General features: G+C 40.9%; 22 protein-coding genes and 2 pseudogenes. 22 read left to right on the top strand and 2 right to left on the bottom strand.

Translation table 11 applies throughout. The features are described from left to right. Positions 1-126: 126 nt before the first annotated feature. From LJE72_RS22885 to ftsX, 15 genes and pseudogenes are all read left to right on the top strand, one after another. Positions 127-552 carry an ASCH domain-containing protein gene (locus tag LJE72_RS22885; RefSeq protein ID WP_158408526.1) on the top strand — a complete coding sequence of 142 codons (426 nt, stop codon included), beginning with the start codon at positions 127-129 and terminating at the stop codon, positions 550-552. A 115-nt stretch (positions 553-667) separates the two neighbouring features. Beyond that, positions 668-2,116 carry a PIN domain-containing protein gene (locus LJE72_RS22880; protein WP_229250284.1) on the top strand — a complete coding sequence of 483 codons (1,449 nt, stop codon included), beginning with the start codon at positions 668-670 and terminating at the stop codon, positions 2,114-2,116. A 40-nt stretch (positions 2,117-2,156) separates the two neighbouring features. Beyond that, positions 2,157-2,588 carry a YmfQ family protein gene (locus tag LJE72_RS22875; RefSeq protein ID WP_229250283.1) on the top strand — a complete coding sequence of 144 codons (432 nt, stop codon included), beginning with the start codon at positions 2,157-2,159 and terminating at the stop codon, positions 2,586-2,588. Between the two features lie 322 nt (positions 2,589-2,910). Further along, entirely contained in the window at positions 2,911-3,237 is a 327-nt protein-coding gene (locus tag LJE72_RS22870) for a C-terminal helicase domain-containing protein (protein WP_312038960.1), read from the top strand. Positions 3,238-3,483: 246 nt separating this feature from the next. Continuing rightward, on the top strand, positions 3,484-3,714 hold the full coding sequence (locus LJE72_RS22865; RefSeq protein WP_229250281.1) for a plasmid pRiA4b ORF-3 family protein: 231 nt from the start codon (positions 3,484-3,486) through the stop codon (positions 3,712-3,714). Continuing rightward, positions 3,656-4,540, top strand: a complete 885-nt coding sequence (locus LJE72_RS22860) for a Fic family protein (RefSeq protein WP_229250280.1) — start codon at positions 3,656-3,658, stop codon at positions 4,538-4,540. Before LJE72_RS22865 ends, LJE72_RS22860 begins: the two co-directional genes overlap by 59 nt. Before the next feature lie 65 nt (positions 4,541-4,605). Further along, a complete protein-coding gene (locus tag LJE72_RS22855; RefSeq protein WP_449508556.1) occupies positions 4,606-4,878 on the top strand; it encodes a PD-(D/E)XK nuclease family transposase in 273 nt (90 codons plus the stop codon). A gap of 165 nt (positions 4,879-5,043) precedes the next feature. Then, positions 5,044-5,685, top strand: coding sequence for a hypothetical protein (locus LJE72_RS22850; protein WP_229250279.1), 642 nt, complete (start codon positions 5,044-5,046; stop codon positions 5,683-5,685). Between the two features lie 34 nt (positions 5,686-5,719). Further along, positions 5,720-6,289 carry a hypothetical protein gene (locus LJE72_RS22845; RefSeq protein WP_229250278.1) on the top strand — a complete coding sequence of 190 codons (570 nt, stop codon included), beginning with the start codon at positions 5,720-5,722 and terminating at the stop codon, positions 6,287-6,289. Positions 6,290-6,356: 67 nt separating this feature from the next. Next, positions 6,357-6,647, top strand: a complete 291-nt coding sequence (locus LJE72_RS22840) for a DUF6904 family protein (protein ID WP_229250277.1) — start codon at positions 6,357-6,359, stop codon at positions 6,645-6,647. Beyond that, positions 6,634-6,807 (top strand): DUF6904 family protein, encoded by a 174-nt coding sequence (locus LJE72_RS22835; RefSeq protein ID WP_229250276.1) that lies wholly within the window; start codon positions 6,634-6,636, stop codon positions 6,805-6,807. Before LJE72_RS22840 ends, LJE72_RS22835 begins: the two co-directional genes overlap by 14 nt. Positions 6,808-7,182: 375 nt before the next feature. Further along, positions 7,183-7,567: pseudogene (locus LJE72_RS26880) on the top strand (response regulator). Next, positions 7,536-7,682: pseudogene (locus LJE72_RS22825) on the top strand (transketolase family protein); the annotation flags it as partial. The pseudogenes LJE72_RS26880 and LJE72_RS22825, both read left to right, overlap by 32 nt. 189 nt (positions 7,683-7,871) lie before the next feature. Continuing rightward, entirely contained in the window at positions 7,872-8,249 is a 378-nt protein-coding gene (locus LJE72_RS22820) for a cell division ATP-binding protein FtsE (protein WP_229250299.1), read from the top strand. Continuing rightward, positions 8,239-9,129, top strand: a complete 891-nt coding sequence (gene ftsX, locus LJE72_RS22815; protein ID WP_229250275.1) for a permease-like cell division protein FtsX — start codon at positions 8,239-8,241, stop codon at positions 9,127-9,129. Before LJE72_RS22820 ends, ftsX begins: the two co-directional genes overlap by 11 nt. A 90-nt stretch (positions 9,130-9,219) precedes the next feature. Here ftsX and LJE72_RS26420 read toward each other — a convergent pair whose 3' ends face one another. Beyond that, positions 9,220-9,342, bottom strand: coding sequence for a hypothetical protein (locus tag LJE72_RS26420; RefSeq protein WP_282437952.1), 123 nt, complete (start codon positions 9,340-9,342; stop codon positions 9,220-9,222). Positions 9,343-9,395: 53 nt separating this feature from the next. Continuing rightward, complete coding sequence (locus LJE72_RS22810) at positions 9,396-10,940, bottom strand: recombinase zinc beta ribbon domain-containing protein (RefSeq protein WP_229250274.1); 1,545 nt, start codon at positions 10,938-10,940, stop codon at positions 9,396-9,398. A 157-nt stretch (positions 10,941-11,097) separates the two neighbouring features. On the opposite strand from LJE72_RS22810, the gene LJE72_RS22805 reads away from it, so the two are divergent. From LJE72_RS22805 to LJE72_RS22775, 7 genes are all read left to right on the top strand, one after another. Continuing rightward, positions 11,098-11,349, top strand: a complete 252-nt coding sequence (locus LJE72_RS22805) for a hypothetical protein (RefSeq protein ID WP_229250273.1) — start codon at positions 11,098-11,100, stop codon at positions 11,347-11,349. Between the two features lie 179 nt (positions 11,350-11,528). Next, the gene (locus LJE72_RS22800) at positions 11,529-12,686 is read left to right on the top strand and encodes a HAMP domain-containing sensor histidine kinase (protein WP_229250272.1); all 1,158 of its coding nucleotides are present in this window, start codon (positions 11,529-11,531) and stop codon (positions 12,684-12,686) included. 25 nt (positions 12,687-12,711) lie between these two features. Next, complete coding sequence (locus LJE72_RS22795; RefSeq protein ID WP_229250271.1) at positions 12,712-13,398, top strand: response regulator transcription factor; 687 nt, start codon at positions 12,712-12,714, stop codon at positions 13,396-13,398. 82 nt (positions 13,399-13,480) lie between these two features. Then, the gene (locus tag LJE72_RS22790; protein WP_014902316.1) at positions 13,481-13,723 is read left to right on the top strand and encodes a 4Fe-4S dicluster domain-containing protein; all 243 of its coding nucleotides are present in this window, start codon (positions 13,481-13,483) and stop codon (positions 13,721-13,723) included. 719 nt (positions 13,724-14,442) lie between these two features. Then, entirely contained in the window at positions 14,443-15,390 is a 948-nt protein-coding gene (locus LJE72_RS22785) for a DUF1848 domain-containing protein (protein WP_229250270.1), read from the top strand. A gap of 198 nt (positions 15,391-15,588) precedes the next feature. Beyond that, a complete protein-coding gene (locus LJE72_RS22780; protein WP_229250269.1) occupies positions 15,589-16,011 on the top strand; it encodes a MarR family winged helix-turn-helix transcriptional regulator in 423 nt (140 codons plus the stop codon). Positions 16,012-16,238: 227 nt separating this feature from the next. Further along, positions 16,239-16,670, top strand: coding sequence for a PaaI family thioesterase (locus LJE72_RS22775; protein WP_229250268.1), 432 nt, complete (start codon positions 16,239-16,241; stop codon positions 16,668-16,670). Positions 16,671-16,848: the final 178 nt, after the last annotated feature.

The raw sequence follows: 16,848 nt of genomic DNA, 5'->3' as shown, positions 1-16,848 counted from the left end.
GCTAAATAATCGAACATTTAATTGTTACAAAGAAGGATTTTAAAACATCGAGGGTGTATTGTATTGTAAAAGTAGGATAATTGTAATAGAATGAATCGAACAAATGTTCCACGGAAGGAGTTCGGAATGAGGTTAGCAGTCATTTCTATTAAGCCGCAATATGTTGAAGCTATTGTTGAAGGTCTAAAGGTCTACGAATTACGCCGACGAAAGCCGAATCTTGTTCGAGGAGATTTACTATATATTTATGAAACCAGTCCTGGGAAAAAAATAACAGCTTTAGCTGAATTGGAGAGGATCATTGATGAAAACATCGATATTCTCTGGGAGAAGGTTAGTGAAAGTTGCGCAGTAAATTTTGAAACCTTTACGGATTATTTTAAAGGCTGTAAAAATGGGTATGCTCTTCAACTTAAAAATGTTAAACTATATAGAAATCCATTAAGTCTTGATGATTTAAGGGAACAGATGCCAAAATATATGCCACCACAATTTTTTCACTATTTGGATGAAGAACATCCTCTTTACACTTGTATTACAGAATCATATTAAAATACTGGAATAGGAACAGTTGCAAGATTGTTCCTATTATTTTTTTGGAAAGAAGGAAATTATCGAAATAGACAGAAAACCTAATATAACAAATCCCTTTGAATGGAGAGACCATATGAGGATATTGCTTGACACAAATGTATTAATACCATTGGAAGATTCGAAAGTACTTAATGCAAATATAGCCAATCTTACTCAATTAGCCAATAAGTATCAGTGTATTCTATTGTGTCATCCGAGTTCAGATAAAGACATTCAAAGGGACAGAAATCAAGCGAGAAGAGAACTATTACTGTCAAAAGTTAAGAAGTATGTGGTTCTAGAGCCACCAGGTCAACCTGATGAAGAATTTCTAAAAGTGATTAAACAAGAGAAGTTAAGACCTAATGATTTCATCGACAACGAATTAATCTATGCTGTTTATAGACATAGTGTTAATTTCTTGGTCACTGAAGACCGAGGAATTCATAAAAAGGCGAGGCGTTTAGGAATTGATGCTAAAGTTTATACCATTGAACAATGCATCGATGCTCTGATCGGTCTGTTTGAAAAGAAATCGTTAAGTCTACCCAACATTCAGGATATCCCTGTCTATCAACTACAGATCAGTGATCCGTTCTTCATATCTTTAAAACAAGATTATCCCGATTTTGAGAATTGGTTTAAAAGAATTTGTGAAGAAGATAGAAAAGCCTGGAGAATTTTTAAAAGCAATGGGGCCATTGGAGCGTTATTAATAATTAAGGAAGAAAATAATGAGAGATTAATACCTGGTCCCATTAAGAAAATATTAAAAGTTTGTACATTTAAAATTGATGAAGAATTGCGTGGGCGCAAAATAGGAGAGTTATTTTTAAAAGCTTGTTTTGGTTATTGTGTTGATAACCGTTACGAAGCTACCTATATGACAACTATGGCAGAAAAGAACAGAGAATTAGTAAATCTTTGTATGGACTTTGGGTTTATTCAAATCCCGTATAATGAGAGAGAGATTGCTCTATATAAAGCATTTATTCCTCCGAGTCAAGTTAATGACTCGCCGCTAGATCCTCTTGAATATCATGTAAGGCATTACCCGTTTTTTAAATATGGAGCGGGAATTAACAAATTTATTATTCCAATAATCCCAGAATACCACCGTGTTTTGTTTCCAGACTGCCAAAAACAGTTTGAACTGTTTTATACTAATGAAGCGGTTAATAATGGGATTCTTAAGGCTTATATATGTAATAGCAATAACACCAAAATTACACGAGGGGATTTAGTATTATTCTACAGATCACGAGACTGGCAATCAATTACTACTTTAGGTATTGTAGAAACCGTATTGAAAACCGATGATCCAAATGAGGTGGCTGCTGTAGTAAGCAAAAGAACAGTGTATACTTTTGAGGAAATTAAAGAAATTAGCAGGAGGAACGCGTTGGTAATACTTTTTAGGCAAATTAAACATGTAAGTAGTCCAATGACCTATCAAGAGCTTCATGAAAGGGAAATTATTAAGAATCGGCTAGAATCAATAACATCGATAAGTGAACAGAGTTTTTTAGATATTATAAGATAGGTTGGTTAGCGTTAAATTGGGGCTCTTAAGTTTAAAATCAATGGCGGTAAGGCTAAAAGGACATCATACTCTTTCAAAGGAAATTACCATAAGTCAGGCCGCTCAACTACACTTTGATCGCATTGAAGTGGGTATTGTTGCAGATGGCGGAGGCATAAACAGCATCGATATCGGGATTGTAGATCTAAACGTTCAGTTCAACGTGAGCACAGCAACTTGGGCACTCGATAGTTACGAGAAAGATTTAGGTATAACAACGGATTACAGCAAGCCTCTGCGTTACCGACGAAGTGTCATCGAATCAAAATGGCGAGGAAGTGGAAACACTGCACTAGAGCCAGGAAATCCGATTTTTATAAGTTACAATGAAGATGGTAATGTGGTAATAAAAGATACGATTAATATCCAGTGGTGTGGTTGTAGACATATTGTATTGCCTAATCTGTCTGGACAAATGCATTGTCGTCTCTGATAGGATATTGTAATTAGTCTCACTTGCTCTCTTTAAATGTGGTTTAATAAATGTAGGTTAGAAAATTACTTTAGAGGTACCGGCACAGAGCCGTCCTTAATAGATATACATTATTACAAAAGGCACAACAATGATGTTGTGCCTTTGACTATTCTATAGAGATTAGAAAATTGATAGATCCTAATAGATTTCAAAATCTTCCTCAGGGTCAGGATAGAAAATAAAAAGTCCGGTATTAATGGGCTTTTCGGCTATATGGAAAAGATGAAGCATCGTTTGAGACGGTGCTTTTTCTACTTTTGCACCATTACCGTTAAATCTGGTGGGTATTATCACGCCGTTTAAGGCTCAGGTTCAAGCGATTCGGGCAGAATTGAAGAAAGTACTACCGGTTTATCATTTGAAAATCAGTATCGGCACAGTGCATACCTTTCAAGGGGCGGAAAGAAGAGTTATTATCTTATCCACAGTATACGGTAACCAAGATGGATGTTATTTTATAGATGCCAATAACAGTTTAATGAATGTAGCAGTTTCCCGAGCCAAGGATCACTTTTTTGTTTTTGGCGATATTAATTGCTTGCAGGGTCCTCCAAGAAGTGCTAGCGGAATGCTAAGAGGATTTATTGAAGCAAACACAGTGAGATAACGGTGGGTAAAATAGGGAGAACTATGGATATTCCTGTCTCAGCCAGTTACTCATCTAGGATTATCGTAGAACCAAATAGCTTTTTCTTCAAGACATGGGGCTAAAGAAGGGCAGGAGACCGAGGGGGAATCACCCCTGACCTATTACTATGTGGTTCAACTCGGTTAAACGGATCCTGAAATGAAACTGGGCAATCATATGTTATAATTGTGATGATGATGATGATGAGGGGGAGCAGTATCAGAAATGGCAGAGTCTTACATCTTGAAAGTCAGTTTAGGGAGGGGCCAGTGGCGGCGAATTCAGATTCCTGCCGACGCAACCTTGCACAAATTCCATCAAGTCATTCAGCGTGGCTTTGGACTGAATGATGATCATCTCTATGCTTTTTTCATGGATAATAAAGCATGGTCCCGTAATGGAGACTCTGCGCAGGGACAATCAAATACGGACGATTCATTCCTCGTTGGCGATTGAAAACAATTCCCTGTCCCTGGAGCAAATGACGGATGTGATAAATGGCAAGCGTGTTCTTGGGGCACCAAAGGAAATTTGTGAAGTAAAAAATGCCTACGAGGCGTATAACCTTCTACTGTCCTTTGATCCGTGCAGTATTGACGATCTTTTAAAAGCGCATAAAATCTTAATGCTGGAATTGACCAATGAATCCGGTCGATTCCGTTCCGGAGGGGTTGGTGTTTTTGCTGGGGGAACGCTGATACATATGGCTCCGCCGGCTGATCTTGTGCCAAAATTGATGGGCGGTTTACTTCATTGGTTAAAACATGCCGATACCCATCCACTCATTAAAAGCTGCATCTTTCATTATGAGTTTGAGTTTATACATCCTTTTGCCGATGGCAACGGGCGCATGGGGCGAATGTGGCAGACCTTGCTGTTAAGCCGCTGGAAGTCGGTATTTCATTGGCTTCCGATAGAAACCCTGATTCACGAGCGCCAAAACGAATATTATGAAGTACTGGCTGTTGCGGATAAAGCCGCAGATTCCACTGCCTTTATTGAATTTATGCTTAGGGTAATTCGCGATGCTTTGCGGGAGCTTATTCAAACCGAACAAGTGCGCGAGCAAGTCACCGAACAAGTTCAACGCCTGATGATGGCCTTGGGGAATGAAACGCTTTCGGCAAAAGAGCTTTTAGAACGTCTCAGACTAAAACACCGTCCTACGTTGAGCAATAACTATTTGCGTCCGGCCTTGGAACTTGGGTTGATCGAAATGACTGTACCAGATAAGCCAAATAGCAGCAGGCAGAAATACCGGGCAATTAAGAACATAACATAGACGGAATTTAGTGAAGCTGGCTGTTACACGTATGGAGAGAAAGGCTGGTAAGTCCATGGGAGGACGTGCTAGCCCGCTGGTTATTTCTTTTAGAAGGCTCAGAGAACGAGGAAATTTTGAAGACATTGGAGGAGATTGCGATGCAAGACCCAGTGTTGAATCAAGCGATGGAAGAATGGGAAAAGTCAAGCGATGATCCAAAGGTATGCGAAGAATATTATGATAGACGCAAGGCGGTTCTTGATGAAATGGCTGCGGTTAGAGAAGCTGAACTGAGGTTAAGAGAGGCAATAAGGCAAAGCAAAAAAGGTATGCGGGAACATAATATTTTGGTATGATAAAGGGCATCTGCTGGATCATTTCGGCAGGTACTTTTTAATACTCGTAGATTACAGAATGCAGACTAGAAATATGTTTCTATGCATGAGAAAATAGAGTAGGATTAAGGATTAAGCAAGGAAATATAAAATGTTAATAGCAAATTGAGCGAGGAGCAATTAGAGATGGACTTAAAGGAGAAATATATAAGCTACCGGAAGAGACTAGTTGAAATTCATATGCAGATTTTAAAAGAATTTGTAAATGGGGAGGACTACCTGAAAGCTGCTTCGATTCTAGGAATTCTGGACAAGAATAATAAAGTCGTTATTGAATCTACTTCCGAAAACGATGCCATTTATGATTTTAACATATATGGAAGCGTTAGAAATGGCAGCAATGCATTTTCTGAGTACATAAATAAATATCCACCTAGCAGCAAAGTGGATGAAGAGCTATTAATAGCAATGAAAACATCTGATATAGGACTGTATAATATAGCCGACCATGCTCAAGAGAATGGAATAATCATGCTCAGTGATGTAATGAAAGAATCTGAACCTATAAAGCTAATCGATATCGGTATGAGCGAAAACTTAAATCCTAATATTTTTCTGGTTACGAGATTGATTAACCTAGACGAGTTCAGTATGACGTCTGGATTAACGTTTGCATTTGCCATGGATCATAAAGATTACTTGTTGAAAAATTCTCGTAAAATGATGAAGAAAGCTACAGGTTTCGATGAATCTGTTGCAAAATTTATTGCCTTTTTCATGCTCAATCGATCTAATGGGTTACCCGTGTTGCTTGAAAAAGTAAAATGATATGGAAGCCAAGACTTTGTAAGGAGTAGAGAATGTGAGCCAAAACCAGATTAAATCATTAACTCTTACTCAACTTAAACAAAAACTCAATGAGCTTTCAAAAGAGGAGGTTATAGAGCTTTTTCTAGAGACACTCAGAGGAGATAAAGAGGTACGGACTTTTGTTTCAGTAAAGCTTCAAGGTGAGAAGGCTGTCCTTGAGATAATCAAAGAATATAAGGAGAAAATAAGGAAAGAATTTGATCCACCCAGAGGAGCTCCTAAATTGCGGGTAGCAACTGTAAAAACGGCAATTGCTGATATCAATAAGATTGCCAGAGAAACAGAGTGGCCGCTTGAATTAATGGTTTACTTTGCTGAAATGGCTGTTCAATTCATCCATGAATGGGGCGATATTTCTGAAGATATGGGATATTATTTTACTGACACATATGAAGAAATTATCCAGTTGCTAAATAAACAAAAGACGCCTGACCTGTATGATAAGTATAAAGGGCGCTTGAAAAAGATTATGAAAACAAAGAACTGTGGGTGCTGGGGGATTGAAGATTCCTTAAAGGGGTCTTATTCTGTTTTGAAATGGGTAGAACAGGTTTATTCTTAGAATTAGGAACCAAAGCTGTTTGTGAAGAAAAAGTAAACTAAGGCTGTTTATAAGGGTAGGTGTGCTAATGTTAAAAGTTTCGGCTACGGAAAATCTAGCTGGAGTAACAATTTCTGGTGATCAAAGCGACTTTGAAACCCTTTATGATTCACTCCACGAAATAGTAGGTGACGAAGAAGATCATCCTTACCATGAGGGCGCGCGGTTACGTGTTCTCGGGGTTTGCTATGACCTTCGTCATGCCCTGATGGGTGACAGGGAAATCATAATGATCAAGGACTATGCATGGCTAGAAAATTATATAACACAATACTTAGACGTTTTGAAATGTAAGATACTTGGGTATGGACAAGGCTAAAAGGCTGAAAAACCTTTCAATAATGGCTAAACGCTTAACTGAAAAGGTCGATGAGTACAGATCTATTGAAAGAACCATACTTGAGGCGGCTAAGGAGTATAATCGTAGCCCTGAGGATATCAGTCTTAAATTAGAGTACCCAGAACAAATTGATTGGTAGCATTTATATAGTAGTTTTGAGTATTAGGGGTATCTGCAAAATTAAGCAGATGCTTTTACTCTTTAGACTACTCGGCGGAACGGCTAACAGGCTGTCATATATTGTCGTTCCGCGCAGGTTCCAGGTACCTATGCGAAACGACAATATATGATTGCCCTCAAGCATGTTTCGCCGAATACTAGCAAGATAAATGATTGGTTGATAACTGGTGTCCATTTTGGAATAGCCGCAATGAAAGAAAGATTGGAGGGCTTGGGTGGTGATCTTGACATCGAGTCGACAATTGGTCAAGGCACGATGCTTAAAGCCACTATCCCGATAAATATAACTAAAACAGAGTAATAACCCCAAAGGGATTTTCTGGAGGTAGATAGGATGTCCTTCGATTCTGAAAGAGTAAAAGTCTTGGTAGTAGATGATCATACGCTTTTTGCGCAAGGGACTGTTGCCTTGTTATCTTCTGAGCCCCGTATTTCGGTAATGGGGATTGCGAAAGACGGAATGGAATGCACTACGGTAATTAGTAAAATTAGCATTGACATCGTATTGTTGGATATCAAGCTACCTGATGCAAATGGAACAGATTTAATAGACGAACTAAAAAGTACAACCAGATGTTAAAATTATTATGATGACCGGACATAGTCCGCTGGGTTACGTTACTAAAGCTTTAAGTAAAGGTGCAAATGGGTTCATACTTAAAGACTGTACAAGCCAGGAGATGATTCAACTCCATTGCCTATCCGAAGTTAAATGTTAAGATAGCCGCTACCCATTCCGGAATTACGGTCGGAGAGGACGGAGGTTCTCACCAGGCCATTGAAGACGTCGCGATTATGCGTGCTGTACCGAATATGGTTGTCTTAGTCCCCGCTTTTTTTAGTTCGATTCCCTCGCTAATTCCGCTAGCAGGCTCAGGGCTATAACTTTGATTTTCACAGAACAAAAGATGGAATCTCAATAGTTTCTAACAGGAAAACTACGATATGTGTGGAATTAATTAAGAGTTATAGATAAAAAGGGCGAGGCGTGCGAAAATCAAGGAGGACAATATGATTTAGTTAATTAATGTGTCCAAGATTTATCCGAATGGTGCCAGAGCCCTTGTTGATGTCAATCTGAAAATTGGCAAAGGGGATTTAGTTTTTATGGTTGGTCCCAGCGAACTATCCGGCGGAGAACAACAGCGCGTTTGTGTTGCTCGGGCAATTATTAATAATCCTGCCCTCTTAGTTGCAGACGAACCCACGGGTAACCTCGATCCTGAAACAGCATGGGGAATTATGGATTTGCTTTATAATATCAACAAACGAGGAACGACGATCGTCATGGCTACTCATGCCAGAGCGATTGTGAATAAAATGCAGAAACGGGTCATTGCAATAGAAAATGGCAGGATTGCCCGCGATGAAGAAAAGGGGGGATACGGCTATGACGCATAATTCCACCCGTTATATTTTGCTTGAGACGCTCAATTCCATGAAACGCAATCCTTGGTTGAGCATCGCATCGGTGTTAACAGTTATGGTTTCCCTCGTAATTTTGGGGTTTTCTGTTTTTTTTCTCGTGAATGCTTCTAATATGGCACAATCCTTTGAAGACCAGCTGGAGATTAAAGCATTTGTTCATGATAGTGTAACCCAAGCTGGCCTCGAAGCATTACAAACTCAGCTGCAAGGTATGTCAGGGGTCGTTTCTGTAACCTTAGTTACGAAAGATCAAGTCTTGATTAATGTCGGAAAAACTATGGGCAGCTCCCAAAGTAATCTGTTGGATGATTTAGGAGGAACTAATCCCTTTGCCAATGAATTAACGCTTAAAATAGCGGATGCTCAAAATGTGATAGTCTTAGCTGAGACCATATCTGCTCTGCCTGAGATCGACAGAGTCCGCTACGGACAGGGCTATGTGGAAAAGCTGTTGAATTTTACGAAATGGTTAAGGTGGATCGGCTTTGGAGTAGTAGCCGCGTTTGCCATTGCTGCCACCGTGTTAATATCGATTAATGTTAAAATGAATGTCTTTTCTCGTCGCCGAGAAATTCAGATTATGAAATTAGTGGGCGCCAGCAATGGTTTTATCCGTTGGCCATTTCTTATTGAGGGCATGGCATTAGGACTGGTGGGAGGAATCCTGGCAGCCGGCATTGTTGGTTTGGGCTACAATTGGATTGCGATGAATGTTCAATCGACCTTAACCTTTCTACCAGTCGTGCAGAACAAGGCTCTCTTCAGCCAAGTTTGTTCAGGATTGTTGCTGGTAGGTATGACGATGGGTGCTTTGGGGAGTGGGGTTTCTTTGCAGAAGTTCTTGAGAACATAGACTCAACGAGGGGACGGTTCCGAACAAAGGGCAGGGTCACGCGACTTCACCGAGCTCTTAGACGCTTCGACGCTTAGGAAGATGAGCAACTTATTGATTATGTGAGAGCCAGGCTACAGTGTTACAAACCTCAAGCAGTCCGCAGAGTAGAAATACTGAAGGATAATGACGCAACGAAGAAGCGCCCATTGGGAATACCGATGGTAAGTTCATAATGCACCCTCCTCAATAACGTTTTGGAAAGAGGCTAAACGACTATGCTAACCTCAAATATTCGAGCCTCTAACTTTAAGGATCTTGGTCGAAGTATCAGCGTAAGTACTCAGAGCTTTTTCGGTAGGTTCGTCGATTATTATCCTGTATGGCCGTCCTGGTCCTAATTGTTTGCCCTGAATTTTGCCGGTTTCAAGCCAGTAGTATACAACTCCAGGGCTCACGTTGAATTTGGAGGCTACCTCTTTAACGGTAAGTTCATTACTCTGTTTAACAAGCCCAGGAATCTTGTAACGGTACCTTAGCCATGCAATAGAACTTTCTGTAAAAGTGCGTCCTTCTGGAGTACGGCATCCGTTCTTGTTGAAATGATCCGCGATTTCGGCACTAGACATCGTCTTAGCCAGTTCTTTAACATGTTCGACCGTGTCGGGAACGTGCTTGCGGGTAATTGAGGGAGGCAATGATTTCTTTGTGTGAATCAGTTCGCTGTGTCGGCTGCGCCAACGAATGCCTAAATGCACATCTGGGTCAAGAGGGTGGCAAGTCACTGTGACATCTTCAAGCAAGAGGCGAACGAGCCGTTTTCGATCCTTCATAAGGGTCGTTGAAGAGTTCCAAATGCGAGGTATGTCCTCGGCTAAGCGCAGAATCATGCGGCGATCCTCGCTCGTTGGAGACCAGGCTCGCTTTGTTTTATATTGTTCGTATTCCTCCTTTAACTGACCTAAAGCCAGCAGTTTTTCGTTCCATTTAGCTTCTAACGTGCGTACCACTAGACGGTTTTCTGGCTCAGATAAATCGTATTGGCGGTAAGCTCGATCTACTTCAAATTGTGATTGTTCCAAAGCTAGTTGCCAACTCTTGTTGGCAGCATGATCTTGGACACTGAGTTTATCTAGAGAAAGCAGGGCTAGTTCTAATTCCGCAGGTTGAAGAATTTCCATAATCCTTTTAGCAATAGCCTGATCAAGCGGTTCAGCTCTAATCGATGAACAGGTGCAAGTTTTACCGAGTTCCCAACGCTGTTTGCATTCGTAACGAGGTTGAATACCACCGTTGCCAGTATAGCGAACAGACATGTGCCTACCGCATTTACCGCAAATAAGTAGACCTTGCAATAGGGTACAGCCTTCCCGAGCCGCACCACTTACTTCTACATTGGTGCGGTTTTGTTGTAGTTGGAGCAAATTCTCCTCATATTGGGACCAAGTAATATAGCCTTGATGGTGATCGTGGATGAGCACTTCCCATTGGTCTCTTGGTAGACGAACCATATGAGTTTTAAAGGCACCTTGGTTGTCTAGCCTCTTGCGGTATTTATAGCGGCCAAAACAATAAGCCCCGGTATAAGCGGGGTTAGACAAGATACCAAGCACCCTAGAGTGAGTTAACGTGCCCCAGATCAGTTTGCCGGCCCAAACACCACCATAGGCTCGTTTGGGAAACTGCAAACCGTTAGTAGCGAAGAATTTAACCACACCATAGGCACTACCAGAAGCTTGGAACGATGTAAAAACATGACGAACAGCAGTTTGAACGGCTTCATCAGGGTCTAAAGACGTACTACCGTAAGATAAATATAGTAACCTAGTCATAATCTCACCCGATATTCACAGACTGATACATGCAACCAAATCCGAGACAACTCATCAAATACTGGCGAAACTCAAGCTATCTAAAAGACAGATAGCCAAAGTGAATAAATTCAGAGTACAAGTAGGAAATATTGTGATATAAGGAAGTAGCTTTAGATTGATGGAACGCCGTGTGCGAGGAAACCCGCATGCACGGTGTGGAGCAGGGGAAAAAGTGGAGATGACATCAAAGCTTTACCTATTGCTATCCTATGCGAAACGACAATATATGATTGCCCTCAAGCATGTTTCGCCGAATACTGATTCTGTTCAAGTTCAACCGCACAGAAGCTTTAAGTGGTGGGAAGCTGTTAACCAACAGCTCAATTTTCCTCAAAGATACCTTGATATAGACCATCAAATAGATTAAATCGTATATGTGTGGAAAATAAAATTCCTATCCAACATAAATTTTTTATAAAGTTTTTAAAATTGCTTTATAGTATATTTAAAACTATGAATTAAAATAAACCCATGAGAACAGCAAGAGCGGTTTATGATAAAGGGAAAAACAATGTTAAAAATTATCAAGGAAGAAGGTGAACAAAGTTGAGATCAAACCATGATTTTCGTAAGTTTTATCATCGGCTTCATCAAGAAAAGTTGCATCATGAGAAATATCGTCATTTGAAGCACGGGGAATTCCCGGACTGGAATTACGAGGAATTCCGCAGCATGCGCAGATCCATGAAGTTTTTTCGCCCCATCGGTTTCCTTTTAACTCTGTTTCTTTTATTCCTGCTGTACTATTGGATGGGACTGAAGGCCATCGGCGTAATTTTTGCATTTATCCTTATTACCAAGGAAATGGTCCACTTTATCTTTTACCGGCGCTTGGAAAAGAAGGTCTTTAAGCCGATCGAACAGCTGAAGAATGGATTCACCGAAATCGGCCAAGGCAATTATAATGTGTCGATTCAGCCAGAGGTTCAAAATGAGTTTGCGCAGTTAATTCATTCATTTAATGAGATGGCCCTTAAACTCCAGGAAAGCGAACGAATCAATCAGGAGTATGAGGAAAACAGAAAGAATTTGGTCGCGAACATTTCTCATGATTTAAAAACGCCGATCACGTCGATTCAGGGCTACCTGGAAATGATCATGGAGGGATATGTTACCCAGCCGGAGCAACTGAATCCGTACCTGAAGACCATTTACAGTAATACCATGTATATGAACAAGCTGATTGATGACCTGTTTTTATTCTCTAAACTGGATATGGACAAATTAAATATGAATTATGAAATCCTGAACATCCAAGCCTACCTGGAAGATTTGGCCATTGAACTGAAGTTTGAATTTGAAGAAAAGCAACTTGAGTTTTCCTACCGGGATCAGACAGACCAGGATTATCCGGTCAGGATTGACGGGAAACGGGTCTATCAGGCAATCAGGAATATCGTGGACAATGCTGTGAAATATGGTCCGGTGCAGGATCTAAAAGTGGTCATGGAGTTATCTGAGCAGGAGGAGTATGTTTGCATCAATATCGCAGACAATGGTCCGGGAATTCCGGCCGACCGGCTCCCGCACATCTTTGACCGATTTTACCGGATTGACCTTGAACGTTCCAAGGATTTTGTGAGTACAGGGCTGGGGCTGGCGATTGCCAAAGAGCTGATTGAGGCCCAGGGAGGAAAAATAGCGGTTGTCAGTATCAGCGGGGAAGGGTCCCGTTTTACAATCAAGCTGCCTGTTCAGAAATAGAGGTCATGAAAGTGGGTGGGAGATCATGAAAAGTGTCCTGATCGTTGAGGATGATTTAAATATTGCGGAGATGGAGCGGGATTACCTGCAGCTCAACGGCTATAAGGTGGACATTGTTATGGATGGGGAGGCAGGGCTACAGAAAGCTCTCACCGGGGTCTATGACATTCTGATTGTGGATTTGATGCTGCCGCAAAAAGATGGTTTTACGATTATCAAAGAAGTCCGGCTGAAGCTGGAGATTCCGATTATCGTTCTGTCGGCCAGGAGTGAGGATATTGATAAAATCAGGGGACTGGATTATGGGGCCGATGATTATCTGACCAAGCCTTTCAGTCCAGCGGAGCTGATGGCCCGCATCAAATCCCATTTAAACCGCTATGAACGCTTGACGGGCAAGAATTCAGCTCTGGAAATCATCAATTACCGCGGGTTGGAAATCAATACAGCCGCCCATAAAGTCTATGTCAACGGCAAAGAAGTGCAGCTCACGGCCAAGGAATACGAACTCTTGCTCTTTTTCGCCACCAATCCCAACCTGGTGTTTAGTAAGGAGCACCTTTTCGATAAGCTTTGGAGTGCGGAATACTATGGTGATCTGGCAACTGTGGCCGTTCATATCCAAAAGATCAGGAAGAAGATTGAAAAAGATCCGGCCAATCCGGAATATATAGAGACCCTCTGGGGAACCGGTTACCGCTTTAATTCCTGAAGACTTATAAGTTCAAGTTATCAATCGTGCATTAATGAGCATTAAAAGAAAAAGTGCAAAGTAGTCAGAGGAGTGTTGATTTATGAGTGTAAACGTTAATTTGAATCGCTGCGATGGCTGTGGTGTCTGTGTCAGCAAATGTCCGGCTAAGGTACTGGCCTTAAAAGAAATCAAGCAGGAGGACTATGACCGGCTTGGTATGTTTGGGAGATTGAAAATCAAAGTCAAGGGTAAATCAAGAGCTTATGTCATTAAGGCATCCGCCTGCACCCAGTGTGGAAAATGTCAGATTAACTGCCATGAGCGGGCGATTAAAGTAGGGTGAATCTCCTAACCCCTAATGTCAAAGGAGCATGTGCGCCTACGTTTTAAACGTTTGGTGACATGCTCCTTTGATATCTACTCGGCGGAACGTCTAACGGGCTGTCATATATTATCGTTCCGCGCAGGTTCCAGGTACCTATGCGAAACGACAATATGTGACAACTCTCAAGCATGTTTAACCGAATAAATCAAGCGATCGCCGGGGTTAATTATGCTTCTGAGCAGCTGAAAGCTAACTGGTCCTTTCCAGACGAAATTGCCTGTCTCATAAACCTCTCGCAGTATTCTGGTACCTCGAGTGCGGAGGTTATATACATTCCGTGAAATCGCCCCTGTCTTCAGATTCTCCTGATAGCGTTGATCTAGCTCGTTCAGCAAATCTGCACTGTAATATATCTCCTGCTTTTCCTTGAAGAATTCGGAGATCGGTTTTAAATTTATTCTTAAACACCTTGCTATTGAATTGGATCACGTTTTTCACCATTTGAAGTTGCCGATACGTGGGCAAAAACGGGTTGCAAGATTAATTAAGATGAAATAAGCGAATGACCAACTGTCCGCAGATAGTTGGTGACTCTGTGTGAACCATTCGATTTTTCCGAATAGTTGCCGCCAAGGGGATGCCAGCTTTTGCGAGCATCTTTTTTATATTGAGATAAGAACATTCGTTTGGTATAATCTTGCTAAGGTACATTAACCATAATTTGGAGGTTGAATGACTTGATTATAAGCGCCAGCCGGCGAACAGATATTCCAACATATTATTCTGATTGGTTCTGCAATAGAATACAAGAAGGCTATGTCTTGGTTCGAAATCCTATGAATATCCATCAAGTAAGCAAGATAAATCTTTCACCAGATGTGGTAGACGGAATCGTTTTTTGGACAAAAAATCCTATCCCAATGATGAATAAGTTAGATGAAATAAAAGAATATCCGTATTATTTTCAATTTACGTTAAATGCATATGGAAAAGATGTGGAGCCAAATGTGCCTTCAAAAAATGAAATTATCATCCCGGCGTTTCAAAAACTATCACGGAAAATTGGTAAAAACAGAGTTGTGTGGCGATATGACCCAATCTTTTTCAATGAAACTTATACGCTTGAATACCATGGTAAATATTTTGAGGTTCTTGCAGACAAGCTACATAGCTTTACCGAAAAATGTACGGTAAGCTTTATTGACACCTATCGAAATACGGAAAGAAACGCAAAATCGCTCAATATTATCAGCGCTTCTATTGATCAAAAGCTTGAATTGATGGAGAAGTTTTCTGTTATCGCATCACGCTATGGGTTGCTGATTGATACTTGCGCAGAAGGAATTGAGCTTGATAAATTCAGCATTACACATGCTCACTGTATCGACAAAGAGCGCTTAGAAAGCATTGGAGGTTATTCGCTCAATGTCGACAAAGATAAAAATCAGAGACTTGAATGCGGCTGCATTGCAAGTATCGACATAGGGATGTATAATACCTGCAAAAATGGTTGCTTATACTGTTATGCTAATTATAGTCCAAAGACTGTTCAAAACAATTTTGGAAAACACAAAGTAGATTCTCCGCTCACTTGTGGAGAACTCGCTGAAGATGATAGTGTGAAGGAACGACTTGTAACATCGTGCAGGAATTGTCAAATTAACTTATTTTCCGATACAGTATAATTGTCAAAAACTCTTCACATGGGAGTGGATTGATGAATGTGAGATAATATTCTCCGAACTCGACATATCATGCCACATAATACAGTGCGACGAAAACAAGTCAATTGAGAGGGATTAACGACATGAACACCTTGATTGGTTGACATTAACTCCCAAAGGCATTAAAATGTTTGTATACAAATAAATCGAGGTGTCATAATGTCAATTTTTTCTCCCTCTCAATATATTTGCTTTAAACTTAGCAGAGCCATGCGAAAGGTTCAGCGTTACTACGAGGTGAATCTGGCTCCATTGGAGATTACCACAGTTCAGTTTTACGTGTTAAGTTCTCTTTGGGAAACGGATGGAATTAAATTCAAAGAACTTGCCCAAAAACTGAGTATGGACGGAGCAACCCTCACTGGTATCCTCGATAGGCTTGAACGACAGGAATTTGTCTTACGTGCGGATGATCCTGAAGATCGTCGGTCGGTGCTAGTTTTTCTGGCGGAAAAAGCCAAAATGTATCGCGATGAATTTCAGTGTCTAGCAGAAACCCTTGATAATGAGATCAAACACCAGTTCAGTAGCGAGGATTTTGCGATTTTTTCGAGGATGTTGAACCAAATCGGGGAGAGCTAAAAAATGTATGCAAATTATTCGTATACAAATAATTTGCATACATTGATCCAAGAAAATGGGCAAAAATAGCAAGTATTCCTTTGTCTACCCCATTCGAGATTCACAATGATAGAAAAGCCATTGCCTTAAAACATGCTGCTAAAGGAGTACCAGACTGCAGTAGCCTATATGAAATCAGTTGACCGAATACCTATATGATTAAAGTAAAAAATCAGGAGATGAAAACAATGACGAAAATAACAGAGAAAAATTTGACTGTGAAAAACATGCCCATTCCTTCGATTGCCCGATTAATAGGGTTTAACATTGTTGAAATTGGCGAGGGCCGCGCAGTGATGGAGCTTGAAGTCGAAAAGAGGCATTGTAATCCTATGGGTACTCTTCACGGAGGGGTAATATGTGATGTTGCTGACGCTGCTATGGGAATGGCTTATTACTCTACCCTTGGGGAGGGGGAATCATTTACCACTATAGAGTTGAAGGTGAATTTTTTGAAGCCAGTGCGTGAGGGGTTATTAAGAGCCGAAGCCAGGGTTATTAAGGGGGGAAAGACAATGGGGTTGCTTCAGTGTGAGGTAACGGATAGTAAAAACAGTCTGGTAGCCTTTACGACGAGTACCTGCATGACTTTACGGGGAGAGTCGGCGGAGGGACGATAGTCTCTAATTATCAAGCGGAAGATTATCAAATTCAGATTGGTATTCTGATGCTCATTCCGTAATTAGGCTTTCTACATCGTAAAGCCGTGGTAGATTTATGCCGTGCTTTCTGGCCTCTGATAAGTAAGCGATGGAACAAACACCGTCGTGTCACCCAACCTCCCATTTGATACACTTA

Source organism: Desulfosporosinus shakirovi, from assembly GCF_020595055.1.
In the GTDB taxonomy this organism is placed as follows: domain Bacteria; phylum Bacillota; class Desulfitobacteriia; order Desulfitobacteriales; family Desulfitobacteriaceae; genus Desulfosporosinus; species Desulfosporosinus shakirovi.
The sequence above is the reverse complement of the archived record's forward strand: the minus strand, read 5'-3'. Positions and strand labels throughout refer to the sequence as shown.

Coding starts and splice junctions, on each gene's coding strand:
- LJE72_RS22860 (WP_229250280.1), top strand. CDS start 3,656: ATGGAGACTCTGCGCAGGGACAATCAAATACGGACGATTCATTCCTCG.
- LJE72_RS22885 (WP_158408526.1), top strand. CDS start 127: ATGAGGTTAGCAGTCATTTCTATTAAGCCGCAATATGTTGAAGCTATT.
- LJE72_RS22775 (WP_229250268.1), top strand. CDS start 16,239: ATGACGAAAATAACAGAGAAAAATTTGACTGTGAAAAACATGCCCATT.
- LJE72_RS22795 (WP_229250271.1), top strand. CDS start 12,712: ATGAAAAGTGTCCTGATCGTTGAGGATGATTTAAATATTGCGGAGATG.
- LJE72_RS22835 (WP_229250276.1), top strand. CDS start 6,634: ATGGACAAGGCTAAAAGGCTGAAAAACCTTTCAATAATGGCTAAACGC.
- LJE72_RS22810 (WP_229250274.1), bottom strand. CDS start 10,940: ATGACTAGGTTACTATATTTATCTTACGGTAGTACGTCTTTAGACCCT.
- LJE72_RS22790 (WP_014902316.1), top strand. CDS start 13,481: ATGAGTGTAAACGTTAATTTGAATCGCTGCGATGGCTGTGGTGTCTGT.
- LJE72_RS22840 (WP_229250277.1), top strand. CDS start 6,357: ATGTTAAAAGTTTCGGCTACGGAAAATCTAGCTGGAGTAACAATTTCT.
- LJE72_RS22875 (WP_229250283.1), top strand. CDS start 2,157: ATGGCGGTAAGGCTAAAAGGACATCATACTCTTTCAAAGGAAATTACC.
- LJE72_RS22780 (WP_229250269.1), top strand. CDS start 15,589: ATGTCAATTTTTTCTCCCTCTCAATATATTTGCTTTAAACTTAGCAGA.
- LJE72_RS26420 (WP_282437952.1), bottom strand. CDS start 9,342: ATGAACTTACCATCGGTATTCCCAATGGGCGCTTCTTCGTTGCGTCAT.
- LJE72_RS22880 (WP_229250284.1), top strand. CDS start 668: ATGAGGATATTGCTTGACACAAATGTATTAATACCATTGGAAGATTCG.
- LJE72_RS22865 (WP_229250281.1), top strand. CDS start 3,484: ATGGCAGAGTCTTACATCTTGAAAGTCAGTTTAGGGAGGGGCCAGTGG.
- ftsX (WP_229250275.1), top strand. CDS start 8,239: ATGACGCATAATTCCACCCGTTATATTTTGCTTGAGACGCTCAATTCC.
- LJE72_RS22850 (WP_229250279.1), top strand. CDS start 5,044: ATGGACTTAAAGGAGAAATATATAAGCTACCGGAAGAGACTAGTTGAA.